Origin of the sequence: Leifsonia sp. NPDC077715, assembly GCF_040686855.1 — a bacterium.
Lineage (GTDB): Bacteria > Actinomycetota > Actinomycetes > Actinomycetales > Microbacteriaceae > Leifsonia.
On the sequence record NZ_JBFBOG010000001.1, the window covers coordinates 1,018,932 to 1,036,683 of the forward strand.

Annotated in this window: 14 protein-coding genes; 3 read left to right on the plus strand and 11 right to left on the minus strand. The window is 67.4% G+C overall.

The features are described 5' to 3' along the window. Positions 1-72: 72 nt before the first annotated feature. The 9 genes from AB0P25_RS05045 to AB0P25_RS05085 form a co-directional block, all read right to left on the minus strand. Complete coding sequence (locus AB0P25_RS05045; protein ID WP_363805764.1) at positions 73-615, minus strand: hypothetical protein; 543 nt, start codon at positions 613-615, stop codon at positions 73-75. After that, a complete protein-coding gene (locus tag AB0P25_RS05050; RefSeq protein ID WP_363805766.1) occupies positions 612-2,429 on the minus strand; it encodes an alpha/beta hydrolase in 1,818 nt (605 codons plus the stop codon). The genes AB0P25_RS05045 and AB0P25_RS05050 overlap by 4 nt, the downstream gene beginning before the upstream one ends. Positions 2,430-2,467: 38 nt before the next feature. Continuing rightward, positions 2,468-2,746, minus strand: a complete 279-nt coding sequence (locus AB0P25_RS05055; protein WP_363805767.1) for a hypothetical protein — start codon at positions 2,744-2,746, stop codon at positions 2,468-2,470. Between the two features lie 59 nt (positions 2,747-2,805). Further along, a complete protein-coding gene (locus tag AB0P25_RS05060) occupies positions 2,806-2,991 on the minus strand; it encodes a hypothetical protein (RefSeq protein ID WP_363805768.1) in 186 nt (61 codons plus the stop codon). Positions 2,992-3,074: 83 nt separating this feature from the next. After that, positions 3,075-3,536 carry a DUF4176 domain-containing protein gene (locus tag AB0P25_RS05065; RefSeq protein WP_363805770.1) on the minus strand — a complete coding sequence of 154 codons (462 nt, stop codon included), beginning with the start codon at positions 3,534-3,536 and terminating at the stop codon, positions 3,075-3,077. Beyond that, a complete protein-coding gene (gene essC, locus AB0P25_RS05070) occupies positions 3,533-7,987 on the minus strand; it encodes a type VII secretion protein EssC (RefSeq protein ID WP_363805772.1) in 4,455 nt (1,484 codons plus the stop codon). Before essC ends, AB0P25_RS05065 begins: the two co-directional genes overlap by 4 nt. Beyond that, positions 7,984-9,117, minus strand: a complete 1,134-nt coding sequence (gene essB / locus AB0P25_RS05075; RefSeq protein WP_363805773.1) for a type VII secretion protein EssB — start codon at positions 9,115-9,117, stop codon at positions 7,984-7,986. The genes essC and essB overlap by 4 nt, the downstream gene beginning before the upstream one ends. Positions 9,118-9,144: 27 nt before the next feature. Further along, positions 9,145-9,384, minus strand: coding sequence for an EsaB/YukD family protein (locus tag AB0P25_RS05080; RefSeq protein ID WP_363805775.1), 240 nt, complete (start codon positions 9,382-9,384; stop codon positions 9,145-9,147). Positions 9,385-9,420: 36 nt separating this feature from the next. Further along, entirely contained in the window at positions 9,421-9,711 is a 291-nt protein-coding gene (locus tag AB0P25_RS05085; RefSeq protein ID WP_363805777.1) for a WXG100 family type VII secretion target, read from the minus strand. A gap of 160 nt (positions 9,712-9,871) precedes the next feature. Between AB0P25_RS05085 and esaA the strand changes: the two genes are divergently transcribed. Next, the gene (gene esaA, locus AB0P25_RS05090; protein ID WP_363805778.1) at positions 9,872-12,736 is read left to right on the plus strand and encodes a type VII secretion protein EsaA; all 2,865 of its coding nucleotides are present in this window, start codon (positions 9,872-9,874) and stop codon (positions 12,734-12,736) included. Here the strand turns inward: esaA and AB0P25_RS05095 are convergent. Both AB0P25_RS05095 and AB0P25_RS05100 read right to left on the minus strand, forming a co-directional pair. Further along, on the minus strand, positions 12,672-13,208 hold the full coding sequence (locus AB0P25_RS05095; RefSeq protein WP_363805779.1) for a hypothetical protein: 537 nt from the start codon (positions 13,206-13,208) through the stop codon (positions 12,672-12,674). The genes esaA and AB0P25_RS05095 overlap by 65 nt on opposite strands. Before the next feature lie 218 nt (positions 13,209-13,426). After that, positions 13,427-15,487 (minus strand): DEAD/DEAH box helicase, encoded by a 2,061-nt coding sequence (locus AB0P25_RS05100; RefSeq protein WP_363805780.1) that lies wholly within the window; start codon positions 15,485-15,487, stop codon positions 13,427-13,429. Positions 15,488-15,753: 266 nt separating this feature from the next. Here AB0P25_RS05100 and AB0P25_RS05105 point away from each other — a divergent pair, with 266 nt between their 5' ends. Together AB0P25_RS05105 and AB0P25_RS05110 are read left to right on the plus strand one after the other, a co-directional pair. After that, a complete protein-coding gene (locus tag AB0P25_RS05105; protein WP_363805782.1) occupies positions 15,754-17,298 on the plus strand; it encodes an NAD(P)/FAD-dependent oxidoreductase in 1,545 nt (514 codons plus the stop codon). 2 nt (positions 17,299-17,300) lie between these two features. After that, positions 17,301-17,741: an SRPBCC family protein gene (locus AB0P25_RS05110; RefSeq protein WP_363805783.1), complete on the plus strand. Its 441-nt coding sequence runs from the start codon at positions 17,301-17,303 to the stop codon at positions 17,739-17,741. Positions 17,742-17,752: the final 11 nt, after the last annotated feature.

Here is a 17,752-nt window from a genome sequence, read left to right on the forward strand (position 1 = left end):
GCGCCTAGCGCTGGAGGCTGCCGATAACGGAGCGGATTGCCGTCTCGCTCGACGCGCCGCCCAAGTCTCGCGTCATTCCTCTTTGATGCATTCGCTCTGAGTTGAGATCGTCATCGCAGTAGTACTGGCGTGGAAACCGAGACCGGCACCGTACGGTAGGTCGACGTAAATATGGGTCAACCTCTCCTCGTCGGTTTCGGCTGGTCCGATCTGACGGACCTTGTACCCGAGGCTCTTCCAGTGCTCCCGCACCAACTCGATCTTCGCAAGCGGGTCCTCCACCAGGACGATCTGCTGAAGGTCAATCGAGTACTGGTAGGAGCCAGCAGTACCGCACGGGCCGCCCGCCCACCGTGAGAGTTCGGCGGGGTCGTAAAGGCGCCGCGGGCTCCCATGGTCGTACCAGTCTCCCCCTATGAACTGAACCAAATGGCTGGACTGGGCGAGCGCCTCCTTCAACGTCTGCTCTCGCGTCTTGGACGAGAACTCTGAGGGCGGGACGATTGCTTGACCATCCGAACTAGTCATGATTCCTCCCAGGAGCGCGCATCCGCTCATGATGAACGCCAACATGGTGATGGTGACAGTGGTGATGAGACGGCGGGTTGAGATCATCGATCCCGCCCAGTATGGGTGCCGCCGTTGATTTTTCCGTCCAACCCCAGGCTGGCGGCAGCAGTGTTGTTGATTGCTTCGGTCCCGGGATCGAGGTAGCCGTGTCCCGCGGTGGCATGCGCAAGAGCCCCGAGTCCCCCGCGGTCGGAACCATGACCGCGCGTGTCGTGCCCATCCGTCGGTTCCAAGTTCTGGCCGAGATCCCCTTCTGATGAGAACACCTTCGCATTGAACAACTCGTCGCGAGGATCACCCCGACCCGAGTAGTAACGCCCCACGTCCGCGACTTGATCCTGGGAGGACTGCGACGCATAGACGCGCCCCGCGCCCCCGTCGACACTTAGGGAAGCCGCACTCAGTATGCCGTTGTCCACTCCTGCTGATGCCAAGAGCACCACGGATTGCACATTGTGGGCCAGCGCACCCCTGGCGCCGAGCGCGTTGGCGACCACCGTGGTCCCGTAGGAGTGCCCGACCACTGCTGTGAACGGCTTGGGGTTTCCGCCCAGGATCGCACCTGCCGCCCACTGGCCGTCCAGTTCCTTGGCCAGTCGGGCGGCTCCCGCCCGGGCGCGGTCCCCCCACAACACGGACACATCCCCAGGCGACGCGTACCCAATCCACGCCACCACCATGTGCGCCACTCCGGGCTCGGCGATCTCTTGCGCTTGATACAGGTTGGCGGCCGCGTTGGTCCATCCAAACAGGCGGTCGGGCTGGCCGAGACCGTTGCCCATCCCGGGGACCGCCCAGGTCACCTTCCCCAACTTCTCCGCACGCGTTTCGCCGACCGCGATTGCCGCCAGCGGTGGTTGAGCGGTGGAGTTGTACGCCAGCAACCCGCGGGCCGGGCTCAGCTCGCGTGCAAGTTTCTCGTAGTCCAGCAACGGACCGGAAAACGCGTCAACACCGAGCGCCTTCATGATGTCACCGAGAACGATCCCGCGCGGCGATTTCGGGTCGATGCCGCGGTCGTAGAAGTCTCGTTGGAACTGGATCATGTTGGCGTGGATCCGCGTATCCGCATCCAAACCGGGAAGGTTCCCGACGACCGCAGGGGCAGCCTGGCACCACTTCTCCCGCTGCTCCGGACTGAGCGTCGCCCACCACGACGCCACCTCATCCGCCGGCGGCGGGGAATCCCAGAATTCTTGCACCAGCCCCGGATTGCGCGCCAGCATCCGTTCCACCTCCGCCGGACTCCGCAGAGACAGCAGATTCATCAACTCCGACCCGGTCCACACCTTGTGCGGATCGGCCCGCGACGCATTCTCCTTGAACGTTGCCGTGACCGTCCGTGGGAGCGACTTCTGGAAAAGTCCCCTCGTCGCCGTGTCGAACTGCTGGAGCGCCTGGATTCTGCCTTCCAGATCGCGGACATCGTTGTCGAGCTGGGCGACGACCATCTCCAGCCGGGAATTCGCCCACTGCAGCACCTCGCTCAGCCCGGGCACGATCGTTACCGCGTTCATCACGGCGTTGTTGGCTTCGATGAGGCGCGTGGTGGCGTCGCGCTGCCTCTTCGTCGCCGCTACCTGCATGTTCAGCTCGTCTTCTTTGAGCACCCCGAAGTGGCTGATCTTGGAGTCCTCGTACGAGAAGCGTTCGTAATCTGCTCGCAGTCCGTCCAGTCCGGTCTTGACCTGCATCAGCGACGGCCGGATGACCTCCCCGAACAAGGATCCGATGGCCGCATAGCCCTTGCCGGACAGCGCTCCACCATTCACGGCGCCGACGAGGTGATCGGACGCCCCCCGCGTGGCGTTCAGAACAGACGTGGCAGTTGCGAGGTTCTTCCTCAGGGCATCCTTCACCCTGCTCGAGTCAGCCGAAACATAGACCAAACCCACGATCAACGATTCCCTTCCTGGTGCAGCCGCTCCACCTCGGCCTCAGACACCCGGCGGATCTCCCTCGCCGCGTCTTCGAGGGCTTCCGACTGCTCCTGGACGACTCGGCGCACCGAGGATTCGACTTCGCGACGCGCCGCCAACCCCTTCTGCACGAAGTCGTTCCTCTCCCCCATGCCGATACCCGCTTCCTCGAAGCGGGCACTGTCCTCGCGCATGACCTGCAGATACTCGTCCAACAGCAGCTCGTGCCTGCCCAGCACGGCGAGCTGGTCTGCCACGTGGTCCTCATGCGCGCTGATGGACAGTTCAGGCCGCGAGTCGCGGAAGCCAGAACTGCTCACGATGTTCTTCCCAGACTTCCCGCCGCCCGGCGGTCGCGATCCTCGATCTGGACTGCCAGGGTCGTCACCTTGCCTGCATGCTCCTTGACCCCGGACACCAGCTCCGAGACGTGTCCGAGCAGTTCGTTGGCTGCTCTGGCCCCCTCCCGGATGCTCGCGACCGTGCTCGAACCGGCCGTCATCTGTTCGCCGTGACCCTCCAGTCGAACCCGGGTGAAACCAGCAACGGCGTCTCGCGCCGCAGCGCTACTCGAAGAAATCTTCACTACTCGCCCTTCCCATATTCCTGTTCGACCAATCTGCGAAGCTCGAAGAAGGGGTCGCCGACCGTGTCCGCGATCTCGCCGGGCTCGGCTTTCTCGGGCCGCGCCGCCGGGATCGCGGTGAGCTCTTCGGTGAACTGTGTCGCACGAACGACCGGACGTGCTCCGTTCTCCATCTGGTCCAGAAGGTCCGCGAGAAACGCCGCGTCGGCATCGTCCGTGTACCCCTCGAACACGACCTCGACGATCTCGCTGGCGAGCAGCGGGAACGTCTCCTGGTCCGGCGCCTCCCCGTAGGGGTGCGGGGCGAGCAGGTATCGGGGCACCACCTCGTTGTGTTCCTGGTGCGGCCGGTATGCCCCGCGCGCAAGAACGACGAACAACCCCGTCCAGTTCTCGCTCTCCAGCCGAACGATCGAACCCAATCCGAGCAGCGCGCCCTGCAGTTCCAATGCCATCGTCATGCCTCGCTTCCACTCGCCGTTGGAACGACGATCTGGAAGAGCTCTTCGTCCTTGAGCGAGTGCAGGACGTTCTTGGCGAACGTCTCCTTACTGGTGAGGAACGCACGGTTTTCGACGAAGCGTTGCGCATTGAGGTCGCCGCCGAAGAGGATCTGGTCCAGGCTCTCCTTGAAAGCGCCGACCAGGCTGTATGCGTTGTTCAGCCTCGACATCAGGTCCAGCACGATCACCTGCACGTCGGAACCGCTGGCCGCCAACAGCTCCCCCACTTGGTGCGCGGGAAGCATCACCTTGTCGGACACCTCCGCGACACCGTTGATCACGAGGCAAACACGCGCTTCGGTTCCGCCTTCGGAAAGGTTCGTCAGCGCCGCCTTGACCTCGGCGGCGTTGTTTTTCAGCAGCGCTTTGCCGACGTACAGCGTTGCACCGGACTCGAGCGTCGATTCCAACGCGTTAGTCGCGTCGATGACGACAAGGTCCTCGCCGGCAGTCACCTCCGCGATCTGGCCGGCCAAGAACGGATACAACAGGGCGGCCTGCTTCGGCGATTCGGGGAAGATCCCCAACGCGTCGCCGCGGAACATCTCGAAGCCCTCCGGAGCCGCGGTGGACTTGTTCAATCCGAAGGACAGCACATGAGGCGACCGCTCCGCCTTCGTGTCGATCGCATCCACCGTCAGCTCCTGCGGCACCATCGGGATCCGCTTCGGCCGCGCACCCGTCCACGCCGCGTCGAGGGCGGCGACCTGCTCCTCCAACGCGGCAAGCGTCTCGGCGCTGTCGTCGCCCGGCGCGGGTAGGTAGAACTGGATCGCGGTTGCGCCCTCGGTGAAGAGCTGGCCGCGGCCCGGGAGGTCGGCTTGTTGGAGGCGATCGCGGCCCATCAGTTGGGAGAGCTCGCTGTCCTCGTTCACGAAGAGGCAGAGCTTCGTCGAGATGTTGCTCAGCATGTTCATGCGGACGCCGCCGACACGGCCGGCGCTCAGCACGAGGAACACGCCCAGCGCCGATCCTTCGCGCAGCACCTGCAGCAGGAGGTTGTCGATCGTGTCCTTGCGCCGGTCGCTGCCCGTCAGGTTGTCGTAGCCGTCGAGCACGTTCAGCACGACCGGGATGTCGGATCCGGTCTTCGCGCGGTACTGGTCGAGGTTCGCGACACCGGCCTCCTTGAAGAGCTGCTTCCGCTCGCCCAGAAGGACCGCGACGGCGTCGAGCATCTTGGCCAGCTTCTCGGTCTCTTCGAGGGTGACGATGTCGGCGACGTGCGGCAGGTCCTTCAGCGGCAGGAGGCCGTTGTTGCCGAAATCGATCAGGTTCACGTGGACCTGCTCGGGGGTTCGGGCCTTTGCGAGATTCAGGACGAGCGTCTGCAGCACCGTCGACTTGCCGTAGCCGGGGCTGCCGAACACCGCGGTATGGCCGTCGCGTGCGAGATCGAACGCGTAGCTCTTCTGGGCCTGCCTGGACGGGATGTCCAGCAGACCCAGCGGCACGCTCAGTCCATCGCCCCGGTCCGGTTCAGGCGAGGGGATGCGAGCGGGCAGGTTCGGGAGCCACGGCTTGTCGGGCGTCGTCAGCGTGACGTCGCTGGTGAAGATGCCCACGATGGTGTCGATGACGGCGTCCAGCTGCGAGGGCAGGTCGCTGGTGTCCTTACCCTGCTCGACCTCTTCATCCGGGTCGTAGAACAGTTCGTACTGACCGACCTCGTTGATCGTGAAGATGCGCTCGTCGATGTGCTCGGTGACCTCCGCGTCGGGGTCGTACGGCACGCCGGCATACCCGCTCTGGAAGAGCTCGTAGACCACGTTCTGCCCGACCTTGAGGTAGCCACGACCGGGGTTCGTGATGTGCGCGGCGTCCGTGGTCTTGACGAGCTCGTTCGAGTCCTGCTCGCTCGCCATCTTCAGCGCGATCTTCGACGTGGAGTTCGCCTCGATCTGGTCGTTCACCACACCGCTCGGCTTCTGGGTGGCGAGGATCAGGTGCACGCCGAGGCTTCGTCCGATCCGTGCCACCGACGTGAGCTCGTCGAGGAATTCGGGCACATTCGCCTTGAGCTCCGCGAACTCGTCGGAGACGAGCACCAGGTGCGGGAGGGGCTTGCGGGGATAGGTGATGCCCGGCTTCGGGTCGTGGCGCTGTTTGTACAGCGTCATGTACGCGTTGATGCTGTTCACGCCGTAGATCGCGAACTCGCGCTGCCGCTTGTTCAGCTCCGCCTTGATGCTCGCGAGCGCGCGTGCCGTGCCTGCGCCGTCGAGGTTCGTGATGGCGCCCATGAAATGAGGGAGGCGGTCGAGCGTATTCGCGATGCCGCCGCCCTTCCAGTCGATGATCAGCATGCCGACGTCTTCGGGCGAGAAGTTGATGGCGAGCCCGATCAGATACGTCGTCAAGAACTCCGACTTGCCCGAACCCGTCGTTCCGCCGACGAGCGCGTGCGGTCCGTGCGCTCGCTCGTGGAGGTCCCAGGACACGAAGTCGGCCTTACCGCGCCACCCGATCAGCGAGGCGATGGACTTGTTCGGTTCCGCCCGCGCCCACCGATCGGCGATCTGCAGGTCTTCGACCGTCGACACCTCGTACTGCTCCAGGAGGCTGAGCGATTCCGGCACCGCGTTCTTCTCGACCTCGAGATGGTTCAGATTGCCGAGCCTGCGGAGAGAGTGCTCGAGATCGTCGGGCAGCGGGTACGGCGTGAAGGGCGTCGCCACGTAGACGCTGTTGTCGGTGACCAGCTCTCCTCGCACGCGATGCGGCGCCTGGATGAGAGCGGTCACGGTCTCGGGCAGCAGCTTGGCGTCCTCGCTGCACCAGATGACCGTCACCCCGAGCTCGCTCATGTCCTCGGCCAGGAGTTCGTTGATCCCGTGGCCGGCCAGCAGGTGATCGTCCGCAATGGTGAACACCACATGAGGGGCGAACTGCGGCTTCTGCGTGCCCGCGTCCTTGAGCGCCTGTTTACGCTTCTGGAGGAGCTGATAGAAGCTGTTCAGCACCACGTCGCGCAGTCTCTCCGCGTAGATCAACCCGCGCATGTTGAGTTCGAGGAGCCGGAAGTGCGGCAGCAGCCTCCACGTCCTCCACGTCGTCGCGTAGGCCTCGCGGGAGAGGACGCTGACGAAGTTCACGTCCCGATAGGAGTGGAAGAAGGCGAGCTGGAAGAGGAGCGACTGGAGGTAGTCGGTGACGACATCGGGCGGCCCGACCAGGCCGATCGTCTGACCCGCGACGCCGATCGGCGTCGGAACGTCGCGTCGGGTCTGGAAGGCCGTGGCCAGGTCCCTCACCTGTTGTGCGCGCGCGCCGGAATCCTTGTCGCTGACGTCCGACGACACCTTCACCGCCGACGGCCGATCGGACAGCCCCAGCGACACCGTCAAGAAGTCCTTGTTGAAACGCTGCCGCTCGTAGATCCGCGGTTCGTACCGCTCGACCATCGCGGCGAGCTCGTGCGGGCTGGGTTGCTGATACGAGAGGACGCGCCGCTCGGAGTCCACTGCACGCGAGACCTCCGCGACGGTCCTGACCAGATAGTGGGTGTACTCCTCGTCGACCCGCGCCGAGGCGGCCTTCTCGTCCTTCTTCTGTCTGACGTACTGCGACACCGTGAAGGAGGCCGTCAGCAGACTCGCGAGCCCCATCCCGATGAGCATCACCGGGTTGTTGCCGGAGATCACGGTGGTCGTGCCCGTCACCGCGATCATCGCGAACGGCGGTACCAGCATCTTCAGGATGCCGCCGCTCTTGGATGCCGCGGCCGGCTTGTCCGGACCCTGGAGGCGGAACTCCGCCTCCTCGACCTCGAGGTTCAGCTTCGGCGAGCGCCGATAGTCCGGGAAATCGGGCGGGAATTCGCTCACCGGCTGCTGGACGAGCACACTGGTGTCGTCGATGACGACGTCAGCGCCGAACACCGTGATCTTGAACTGGGTGGGGCGCTTCTCGAGGAGGAAGGACTCGGTCAGGATCACCGTCCCGGCCACGAAGTCGAAGAGCTGTCGACCTCGGACCACGGTGCCGTCGACATACACCAGCCGGTCGTTCGCATCCACGATCAGGAAGTCCTCGCGCAGTATCAGGAGCGGCGACCCTTCCGCCGTGATGGCGGCGACCGGCCCGTCACCGACGACCACCTCAGCGCCGCGGTCGACGGTGAAGAACCGCGTGCGGGCGCGGGAAGCGGACACGACGAGACAGGTGAGGTCGCCCACCGTGTGGAGTCCGTCGCCGATCCGGTCGCCGTCCACGTAGAGCGCGTCATTGATGACGCTGAGCTTGTGGCCCTGGTGATCGACGAGGGGACGCTCCTCCGTGAGGGAGAGGGTGGTCGCGCGATCACCGTCGAGCACATAGACGAGGTAGAGCAGTTCATTCGGGTCGAGACGGGAGTCGAGGACGGCCATCCGGGTCTCTTCGACCGGTTCCGAGTCGAAGACGTTCATCCTTGTGCCGCCTCGCCGACCGGTGCCGCCTCGCCGCTCGGGGCGCCGAGCTTCGTCGCCAGCTCGTCGATCGCCTTCGCATACTCGTCGAGCAGCTTCTGCTTCTCCGCTCCGGCCATCCGGGTATTGAGCTTGGTCGCCTGGTAGAGGTCGGTGTACGCCAGCAGCGTGAGCTGGGCGTCACCGAGGTTCTTCGCGAGATCGAGCGCGTGGTCCAGTTCGCCACGCCCCAGAGCGATCCAGTAGTTCAGCGTGACGTCGTCGGATTTCTCCGAGATGTTGTTGAGGATCGCCTCCTTCTGGGTCGCCGTGAGGTCGTTGAGGTTGATGCTCGACACCGCCAGGACGTACTTCGCGGACACCGGCAGCGACGGAGCGGCATAGCCGTCGAGCGCATCGAGGGTGCCTGCGTAGTCGCTCGCGAGGAACCGGGCCTGCGATGCCACCACGGCTGTCTGCAGACGGTTGCGATCCTCCGCCTGCCAGGCGAAGACGCCGGCGACCAGGCCCGCGATGACACCGAGAGCCCCGAGGATGCGGTACAGCGCGTAGCGACGCTTCGACACGCTCGCCCGGGTGGCGACGGTCTGCGCCCGCTCGGCCCGCAGCTGAGCACCGATGACGGCGAAGAGCTCGTCGGTCGTGGTGGTCTGCCACACGGAGGTCGAGAACTCGTCTCTGAGCCCTTTCGCCCCGTCGAGCAACTGCTCGAAGGCCATCTTCGGCCGGAAGACCTGGAGCACCATCGCCTGCAACGTCCGCAGGAACAGCGCTTCGTCGAAGGCGGACGGCTCGAGCATGCCGTGGAGACCGCAGTGCACGACGCGCACGAGGTCGCCGTCGAGGTAGACGTTGTCCGGATGGATCACGGGCACGCGGAATCTCCCGCGGTATCCCACGCACGCGGCCAGCTTCTGCGCCAGGGCCAGACGGTCGAGTCGCGTCAGCGCCCGGCTGGCCGCCTCCCGGAAGCTGATCTCGCCTTCGCCGAGCGAGTAGTCGATGATCAGACCGTCGTCTGTCTCGTGCGCGTCGACGTAGCGACGGATCACGTCGAGGGACGCGCCGTCGTACCCGTTCTTCGACACGCTGACGTGGACGACTGAGGCACTGGCCTCGAGCTCGAGCACATGGCCTTCTCGTTCAATTCGCATTGCTCAACCCGTTGCTGTGATCCGAAGGCGATCGCCGTTGGCGATGCCGAATGCTGCGATGACGTCGTGCCCGCTGACGGCGAGATACTTGTCGTCGAGGACGAGGGAGAACCCGCCGGGCAGTACCGTGCCCTTCTCAGCGAAGGCGTCGTGGATGAGCTGTCGCAGGCGGTCGAACGTGACGCCGCCCGGCACCAGCAGATCGATCTGCCTGCCGTGGAACACGAGGGTGATCTCGATCACGACGGTGTTCCCGCTGAGAAGGACACGGCGAGCGGATCAGAAGCCGAAACTCTGCGCATCCTGCGCGTCGCGCTCGGCGATGGTGTCGGCGTACTTGTTCAGCTGCTGGTTGATGCTCACCAGCAGGTCCTCGAACTTGCGCACGTTGTCGTACAGCTGGTTGTACTGCTCGAGGTACGCCTGGAACGCCTGACCCTTCCACTCCTCGGCGATGGTCGAGTTCATCTGGTTCACCTTCTGGATCGCCTGCTCGATCTCGTCCCTCGAGCGCGTGTAGACCTGCGCCTGCTGCTTCAGTTCTTCCGGGGTAACGCTGATCTGACCCATGTCGGGCGCCTCTCTGTGCTGTGTCTGGTAATCTGCAACGAGAAATACTGCACCTGATGCGTAAACTGTTGCATGTGCTTACAACGTATGGGTGTGGCTTCTGAGGGGTCAAATCGCACGGGGAGCGCGGTGGCCGCAATTACAGGGATCAGGAGGCGGAATGCTCAAGAAAATCCTCATCGGCGCGTCGGTGCTCGGCCTGTCCGCATTGCTCGTGAGCTCGGCGGCGACCTTCGGCGAGCCGTCCACAGGGCCATCCGTCAACTCCGCCACGATCGCGCTGGTCAACGAGGATCACTCGGCACCGTTCAACGGCTCGGAGTACCTGTTCGGCAAGAAGTTCGTGGATCTGGTGGCGCGGGACAATCGCTACAACTGGCAGGTCGTCTCCCGAAGCGTCGCGGAGAAGGCCTACGCCGACGAGGCCGTCCAAGCGGTGATCGTGCTGCCACGATCGTTCTCGCACGACATCCTCAGCCTGCAGGACCTCGATCCGGTCCAGGCGCGGATCGACTACAAAGTCGCTCCCGGCGACGCGCTGTCCCAGCAACGGCTGCAGAACGAGGTGTCGTCGATCCTGCGCGACTTCAACGCCCGCGTCGTCCAGCTGTACTTCGCCAGCGTCGCCGGGAACATCTCGGAGGCGCAGTCGAGGATGTCGACCGTGGTGGACAGCCATGCTCGACTGGTGGGGACGCTGTCGGACAGCCTCCATCCCGATGCCGAGAAGATCGCGACGAAGAACGACGGCGACATCAGCCTGACCGAGATCCTGCGCTCCATGAACGCCGCGTGGATCCAGAGCCAGAACGGCTTCACCCAGAGCACCACCAGCACGCTGACGTCGACGAGCGCGTCGCTCGCCCGCCAGCAGCCCTCTCTCGACGACTACTTCGTCCTCCAAAGGCAGATCGCCGAGCGCAATGCGGCCAACGGGAACATCGCGCTCAGCGATCAGGCCGCTGCGGACCAGCAGCAGTACGACGCGGCGTTCTCCGCCCACATCGACGGGCTCCTCTCGGGCGACGGCACGTGGTCGGGGCTTCGCGGCATGGACTCCGTCGACGCGGACGGCACGCACACGGGAGTCCGCCCGACGCTGCAGCGGGCGGTGTCCGGGTACGACGCGCTCGCTCGGGAGTACAACGGACGCGTCGAGGAGGTGGTCGCCTCTTTGAACGGCCGGCGGGCGGAGCTCGTCGGCTCGATCACCGCATTGGAGGAGCTCGAGACGACGCTCCTCGAGGAGTACTTCACCATCGCGATGCCGGCCGACAACTCCACGATCGGAGCACCCGCCGGAGCATCCGGACTCGCCGACGAGTCGTACGACATCGACCTCGCGACGCTGACGGCCGCTCACGCCACGAAGGCTCTCGCTCAGAAGCTCGCCAAGACGCTCAGCGGAGGCAACCGGCCGATGGAGATCGATCGGTACGTCGACCGCATCAGCGCCCTCGTCGCGTCCATCTCGACGGATCCCGTCGCATTCGACGAGTTGTCCGGCGCGCTTCACGCATCGTCGGGCTTCGATTCAGCGCCCTACGCCGCGGATCTGCAGCTGATCAAGCGCTACGCCGACGCGAACACCATCGCGTCACCGCCGTTGGACGTTCTCCGCCCGATGCCGGGCGGGGATCAGAGCGTCACGACCGGGGTCTCGGTCACGGTGGAGGCTGGAGACCGCCAGACGCTGGACGTCTCCGTTCCCGCGCCGCTCACCGCCGCTGACGTGACCGTCACGACGGCGACGTCGCCGGAGTGCCCCGGGTGCGTGCAGGTGGACGCGGCGACCCAGACGGTCACGGTCGACAACAGCTCGGGCGAGAGTCCGGTCGGCGTCACCGTGACCTACACCATCCGACTGCGGGATGCCGCGGGCACCGTCAAGATCGACTTCACCGCCCAGGGAGACGTCGGCGCGCCCGCCGCGCAGATCATCCGCAGCGACGTCTACGTGCTGGATCCCGCGAACGCCGGTGCGAACACGGTGTCCTCTTCGGTGGCCGGAATCGCCGGCTACCTCGGAGACATCCGGACGGCCGCTCAGCTCCTCCACGCCCTCTATGGCGGACCGGACGAAGACCTCGGCGCCTTCGTGTCGGCGGTGACGCAGAGCGGAGATTTCCCCGGGCACAGGGCCGACTCCGTCGTCAACCGGTACGGAGTCATCGACGCCGCCACGATCGAGAAACGCCTGCACCCCGACGACGTCGACGCCTATCTGGCGCTCGGCCGGCATGTCGTCTCCGCGATCATCGAGCAGATCCGGCTCGGTCTCGAACACCGCGCGCAGATCGACGCCGATCTCCGCACGCTGGCGAGCCTCCATCTCTCGCCGTCGTTCTTCTCGAGCGCATTGTCCGGACTGGAGGAGTGGTACGCGGCGGCCACGACCGCGGTGCACGCCGCCCCAGAGCGTTGGCAGGAGCAGTCCCCCACCGTGATCCAATTGACGACCGTCCCGTGGGACGGGCAGCAGGAGGGCAGAGCCGAGCTGTACCTCGATGAGCGGACCGGGCCGATGCTCTACGAATCGCTCACAGAACTCGTGAAGGCGACGTCGGCTGCCGCCGACGGTGTCGCCGCGAGCGCGAACGCGATCTCCGACAACTCCGCCCAGTTCGACGACCTGCTGGTCAACATCCAGAGGACACAAGCGGACACGCGCGCACTCCTCGACGCCATGAACGGAAGCATCGCCACGGGAAGCGCGGACCGCACAACGGCCGGCGACTACAGCGCGCGCTTCTCGACAGTGCTCTCGAACACGCGTGCCAACGGCGCCGACCCGGCGAAAATCTACGAGTCCTTCGCGACGCCCGTCACGACACGGGACACCACATCCTCCTCGTCGAACCTCGGCGACTCGAGCTTCGATTACCGTTGGCCGGCGATCTTCCTCGCGGGTACGCTCATCGGGATCCTCGGCGCGTGGCTGACGATGCGTCGCCGACCGGTCAGGCGCGAGCCCTCCGGCGCCTCGCCCCGGTCTTCGCGCCGAGGAATGCGGCCAGGCCGGTGAGTGGAAGGGCCGCGACCGCCATGAGGAGGATCCAGGGGTCATCGTCCGAGGGCGCGGCGATCGAGCCGGCGCCCCGGACCGCCGCCGGAGAGTAGCCGTCGAAGAGGGTGTCCCGGAGCTGCGTGTACCGGCCATCGGCGGCCGTACCCCTGCTGCCGTCGAAGGTGAGCCGGGTGGCCGCCGCACGGACCGCCTCCTGCGCGTGTGCGAGCTCGTCGGCCCGCTGCGCGACCTGGGGAAGGAAGAGCTGTCCCATGAACGGGAAGTCGGAGGAGTTCCCCGCCTCGATCCCGGAGTTCACGATGACGTCGGGGAGAAGGTGGAGGCTCCCGTCGCCGCCGCGCGGGACGCCGTGGTCCTCATCCGCGATCGCCGGCGACCCGACGAGAACGACGAGTCCTGCCGATCCGAGGAGCGCCATCCCCCCGATGAACGACAGGGTGCGACGGCGCTTCGAGCTGTGGACGGTCATCCGATCTCCCTCCGAGGACATGAGCGTTTCCACGACGGTATCGAGTCGTCAACCCGAGGCCCTGATTGCGGCCACCCTGGTGCTCTGCGCGTTGCTCGGCGGTCGCGGCGGTCGCGGTGCTCGTCGGCCCGGTCGGGCTCGGGGCGGCGGAAACGCAGGAGAGCCGTCGCCCGACACAGCGTGTCGAGGACGGCTCTCCGGTGGCGGGCTGACGCCGGTTACTGCGCGAGCGTCAGGAGGACGTCGTCGCCGGGGGCGGCCGGGACGAAGTCGGCCTCGATCTCGGCGCGGCCCAGCAGCTCGTTCATCCGGCGCTGGCGGTGCTTCGGGATCAGCGTGACGACGGTGCCCTGCTTGCCGGCGCGACCGGTGCGGCCGGAGCGGTGCAGGTACGTCTTGTACTCGTCCGGGGCGTCCGCCTGGATCACCAGGTCGATGTCGTCGACGTGGATGCCGCGTGCGGCGACGTCCGTCGCGACCAGCACGTTGACGCGTCCGCTCGTCAGCTGGGCCAGGTTCCGCGTGCGGCGCGACTGGTTGAGGTCGCCGTGGAGGCTGACGGCGGGGATGCCGGCGTCCTCCAGCTGGTCGGCGAGCATTTCGGCGAAGGCGCGGGTTCGGGCGAAGACCAGGGTCTTGCCGTCGCGGTCGGCGAGCTGCTCGATGATGGCGCCCTTGTCGCGGTGCTCGATGACGAGCACGCGGTGGTCGATGGTCGAGGACGCCTGGTCCTCGCCCGCCACCTCGTGCACGGCCGGCTCGACCAGGAACTCGTCGACCAGCTGTGCGACACCGGAGTCCAGGGTCGCCGAGAAGAGCAGCTTCTGGCCGCCGTCCGAGGTGTGGCGCAGGATGCGCTGCACAGGCTCGAGGAAGCCGAGGTCGCACATGTGGTCGGCCTCGTCCAGGACGGTGATGGCGACCTCGCTGAGGTCGAGGCGGCCCTGCTCCACGAGGTCTTCGATGCGGCCGGGGGTGCCGATCACGATGTCGACGCCGCGCTGCAGCGCACCCACCTGGCGGCCCTGCGGCACGCCGCCGTAGATCTGGGTGGTGAAGAGGCCGACGCTGCGGGCGATGGGCTGCACGGTGCGGTCGATCTGCAGCGCGAGCTCGCGGGTCGGGGCCAGGATGAGCGCGCGCGGCGCACGGCCGAGCTGACGCTTGCCGCCGGACTTGCCGGACTCGGCCCACAGCTGCATCAGGCGTTCGACCATGGGGGCGCCGAAGGCGATGGTCTTGCCGGAGCCGGTGCGGCCGCGGCCGAGCACGTCCTTGCCGGCCAGCACATCCGGGGTGGTGGCGGCCTGGATCGGGAACGGGGTCTCGGCGCCGAGCTCGGCGAGCGCGCGGACGATGTTGCCGCCGAGGCCGAGATCGGCGAAGGTCACGCCCTCGACGTCCTGCGCCTGGATGGCCTCCGCCTCCAGGCGCTCGAGGACGACATCGTCGGTGGGGTCGAACGCGGGCTTCTCGTCGCGCGACGGGTAGAAGGAGGAGTCGCGGCGCGGGCGGTCGTCGAAGTCGCGGCGGGGACGCTCGGCGCGGTCGCCGAAGTCGCGGCGGGGACGGTCACCGAACTCGCGGCGGGGGCGCTCGGCACGGTCACCGAAGTCGCGACGCGGACGGTCGTCGTACTCACGGCGGGGACGCTCGGCACGGTCGCCGAAGTCGCGGCGGGGACGCTCCGCACGGTCCTCGTACTGACGACGCGGGCGGTCGTCGTACTCACGACGCGGGCGCTCGGCACGGTCACCGAAGTCGCGACGCGGGCGGTCGTCGTACTCCCGACGCGGACGATCGGCACGGTCACCGAAGTCGCGACGCGAACGCTCCGTACGGTCGTCGTACTGACGCCGCGGGCGGTCGTCGTACTCGCGCCGCGGGCGCTCGGCACGGTCACCGAAGTCGCGACGCGGACGGTCGTCCTGGTCGCGGCGCGGACGCTCGGCGCGGTCGTCGTACGACCGGCGCGGACGCTCCTGGCGCTGCGAGCGGTCCTCCCACTCGCGCTCGGTGCGGCGCGCGTCCTTGCCGCGGGGCTCCCAGTTGGGGCGCTCTCCGCGCGAGGCACCGCGGCCGGAGCCGGCGCTGTCGTCGCGGCTGCCGTAGACGGAGCGGCCGCGCGCGGCGCGGTCCTCCGTGCTCCAGCGGGCCTTCTTCGGGGCCGCGCCCTGCTCCTCGGCGCGGTAGCCGCGGTGCTTGGGGCTGCGGCTGCCGCTCTTGGGGGCGCCGCCGCGGGACGGCTGCGATCGTCGGTCTTTGTTGTATCCGGGCATGGATGTGCTTCCTGGGTTGGTCTCGAGTGCGCGGCGGCACGCCGAAGCGCACCGGATGTATCCCGGGCGAAACTCTGCTCGGGCCGTTCACGATCATGTGATCCGCACCGCTGATCGGGTGCAGAACCGGCCCGCTTGACTGACAAACCCATCCGCGCGACGAGCGCGGTGTCAAGAGCCGACCTGCCAACGATACAGGACGCAGGCTGGGAACGGGCTGCCCATCACCCTCGGCCGCTGTGCGGGCGCGGGGTATACAGGGAGGTATGAGCGCATCCACCTCGTCGGACGGCCTCGATGCGATCGTCATCGGGTCGGGCCCGAACGGTCTCGCGGCCGCGCTGACGCTCGCGCGGGCCGGCCTCCGGGTGCGGGTGTACGAGCGCAACGCGACCATCGGCGGCGGCCTCCGCACCGAGGAGTTGACGCTGCCGGGCTTCCTGCACGACATCTGCTCGGCCGTGCATCCGCTCGCCTTCGCCTCCGGGTTCTTCCGCAGGTTCCAGCTGGAGCGCCGGGTGCCGTTCGTGGTGCCGACGGCGTCGTACGGCAACCCTCTGGACGGCGGCCGGGTCGCCATGGCGTACCTCGACCTGGAGCGCACGGTGGACGGCCTCGGCGTCGACGGGCCGGCCTGGCGGGCGCTCCTCGGTCCGCTGGTGCGCGACGCGGACGCGGTGGCGCAGTTCACCCTCTCGGAGCTGCTGCAGGTGCCCCGGCATCCACTCGTCGCCGCACGGTTCGGGCTCACCGCACTCGCGCAGGGCGGCCCGTGGTGGGACCTTCCGTTCCGCACCGAAGCGCCGGGCGCGCTGCTCTCCGGCGTCTTCGCGCACACGACGCTGTCGCTGCCCAGCCTGGCCGGCGCGGCCGCCGGGCTCGCGCTCGCAGTCCAGGCCCACGCCCGCGGCTGGCCGATCCCCGTCGGAGGCAGCCGGGCGATCGCGGACGCGATGGCCGCCGACCTGCAAGCGCACGGCGGCGAGATCGTCACGAGCACGCCGGTCACGTCACTGGCCGACCTGCCGGACGCACGGGTGATCGTCTTCGACACGCACGTGGCGGACGCGGTCCGGCTCGGCGAGGACCGGCTCCCCGCGTCCTACCTCCGCCGCGTCTCCCGCTTCCGTGACGGCAACGGCGTCTTCAAAGCTGACTTCGCCCTGTCCGGCCCGGTCCCGTGGACCAACCCCGAGCTGTTCGAGACGGGCACCGTCCACCTGGGCGGCACCCGTCCAGAGACCGCGCGCTCGGAGAATGCGGTGGCGCACGGCCGGCAGAGCGACCCGCCGTACGTGCTGGTCGCGCAGCCGTCGCTGTTCGACGCCACCCGCGCGCCCGCGGGGAAGCACGTGCTCTGGGCCTACACGCATGTGCCGCGCGGTTCGACGGAGGACCGCACGGAGGCGATCATCCGCCGCATCGAGCAGTTCGCACCCGGCTTCCGCGACCTCATCATCGGCACGAACACGATGAACGCGGTGCAGATGGAGCAGCACAACCCCAACTACATCGGCGGCGACATCTCCGCCGGCGCCCCCGACTTGGGTCAGCTCGTCGCGCGTCCCGTGCTCTCGACGGAGCCGTGGCGGATGCCCGGGCGCGGCCTCTATCTGGCCTCTGCGTCCGTGACGCCCGGCCCGGGCGTCCACGGCCTGGGCGGTTACTACGCGGCCCGCAGCGCCCTCCGCCACGAGTTCGGGATGACCCGGATGCCCGACCTCGCGCCCGCGCCCGACCAGGTAGCCGCTCCGCCGTCCGCCCCGCTCATCCCGGACGCGCTGCGTCCACCGACCCCATCGGAGCCGTGATCATGTCCGTCAACGTCCGCCGTATGGCCTGCACACCCGAGCAGGTCTTCGCCGTCCTCGCCGACCCGTGGGTCTACCCGACCTGGGTCGTCGGCGCGTCCCGTCTGCGCGCAGCGGACGACCGCTACCCCGCGCAGGGCTCGCGCCTGCACCACTCCGTGGGCGTGTGGCCGCTGGTCCTCAACGACGAGACGCGCATCGACGAGTGGGACCCGCCGCGGCGGATGGTGCTGGAGGCGAAGACGCGGCCCTTCGGCACCGAGCGCGTGATCATCGACGTGAAGCCGCGCGGCGGAGGCTGCCTGGTGCGCATCGAGGAGTACCCCCACACCGGGATCGTGACGAAGCTCCCCGGGGTCATCGCCGACGCGCTGCTGCATGTGCGGAACGCGGAGACGCTGCGGCGGCTGGAGTGGGTGGCGCGGGGGCGCGCCGAACACTGACGGCGGCCCCC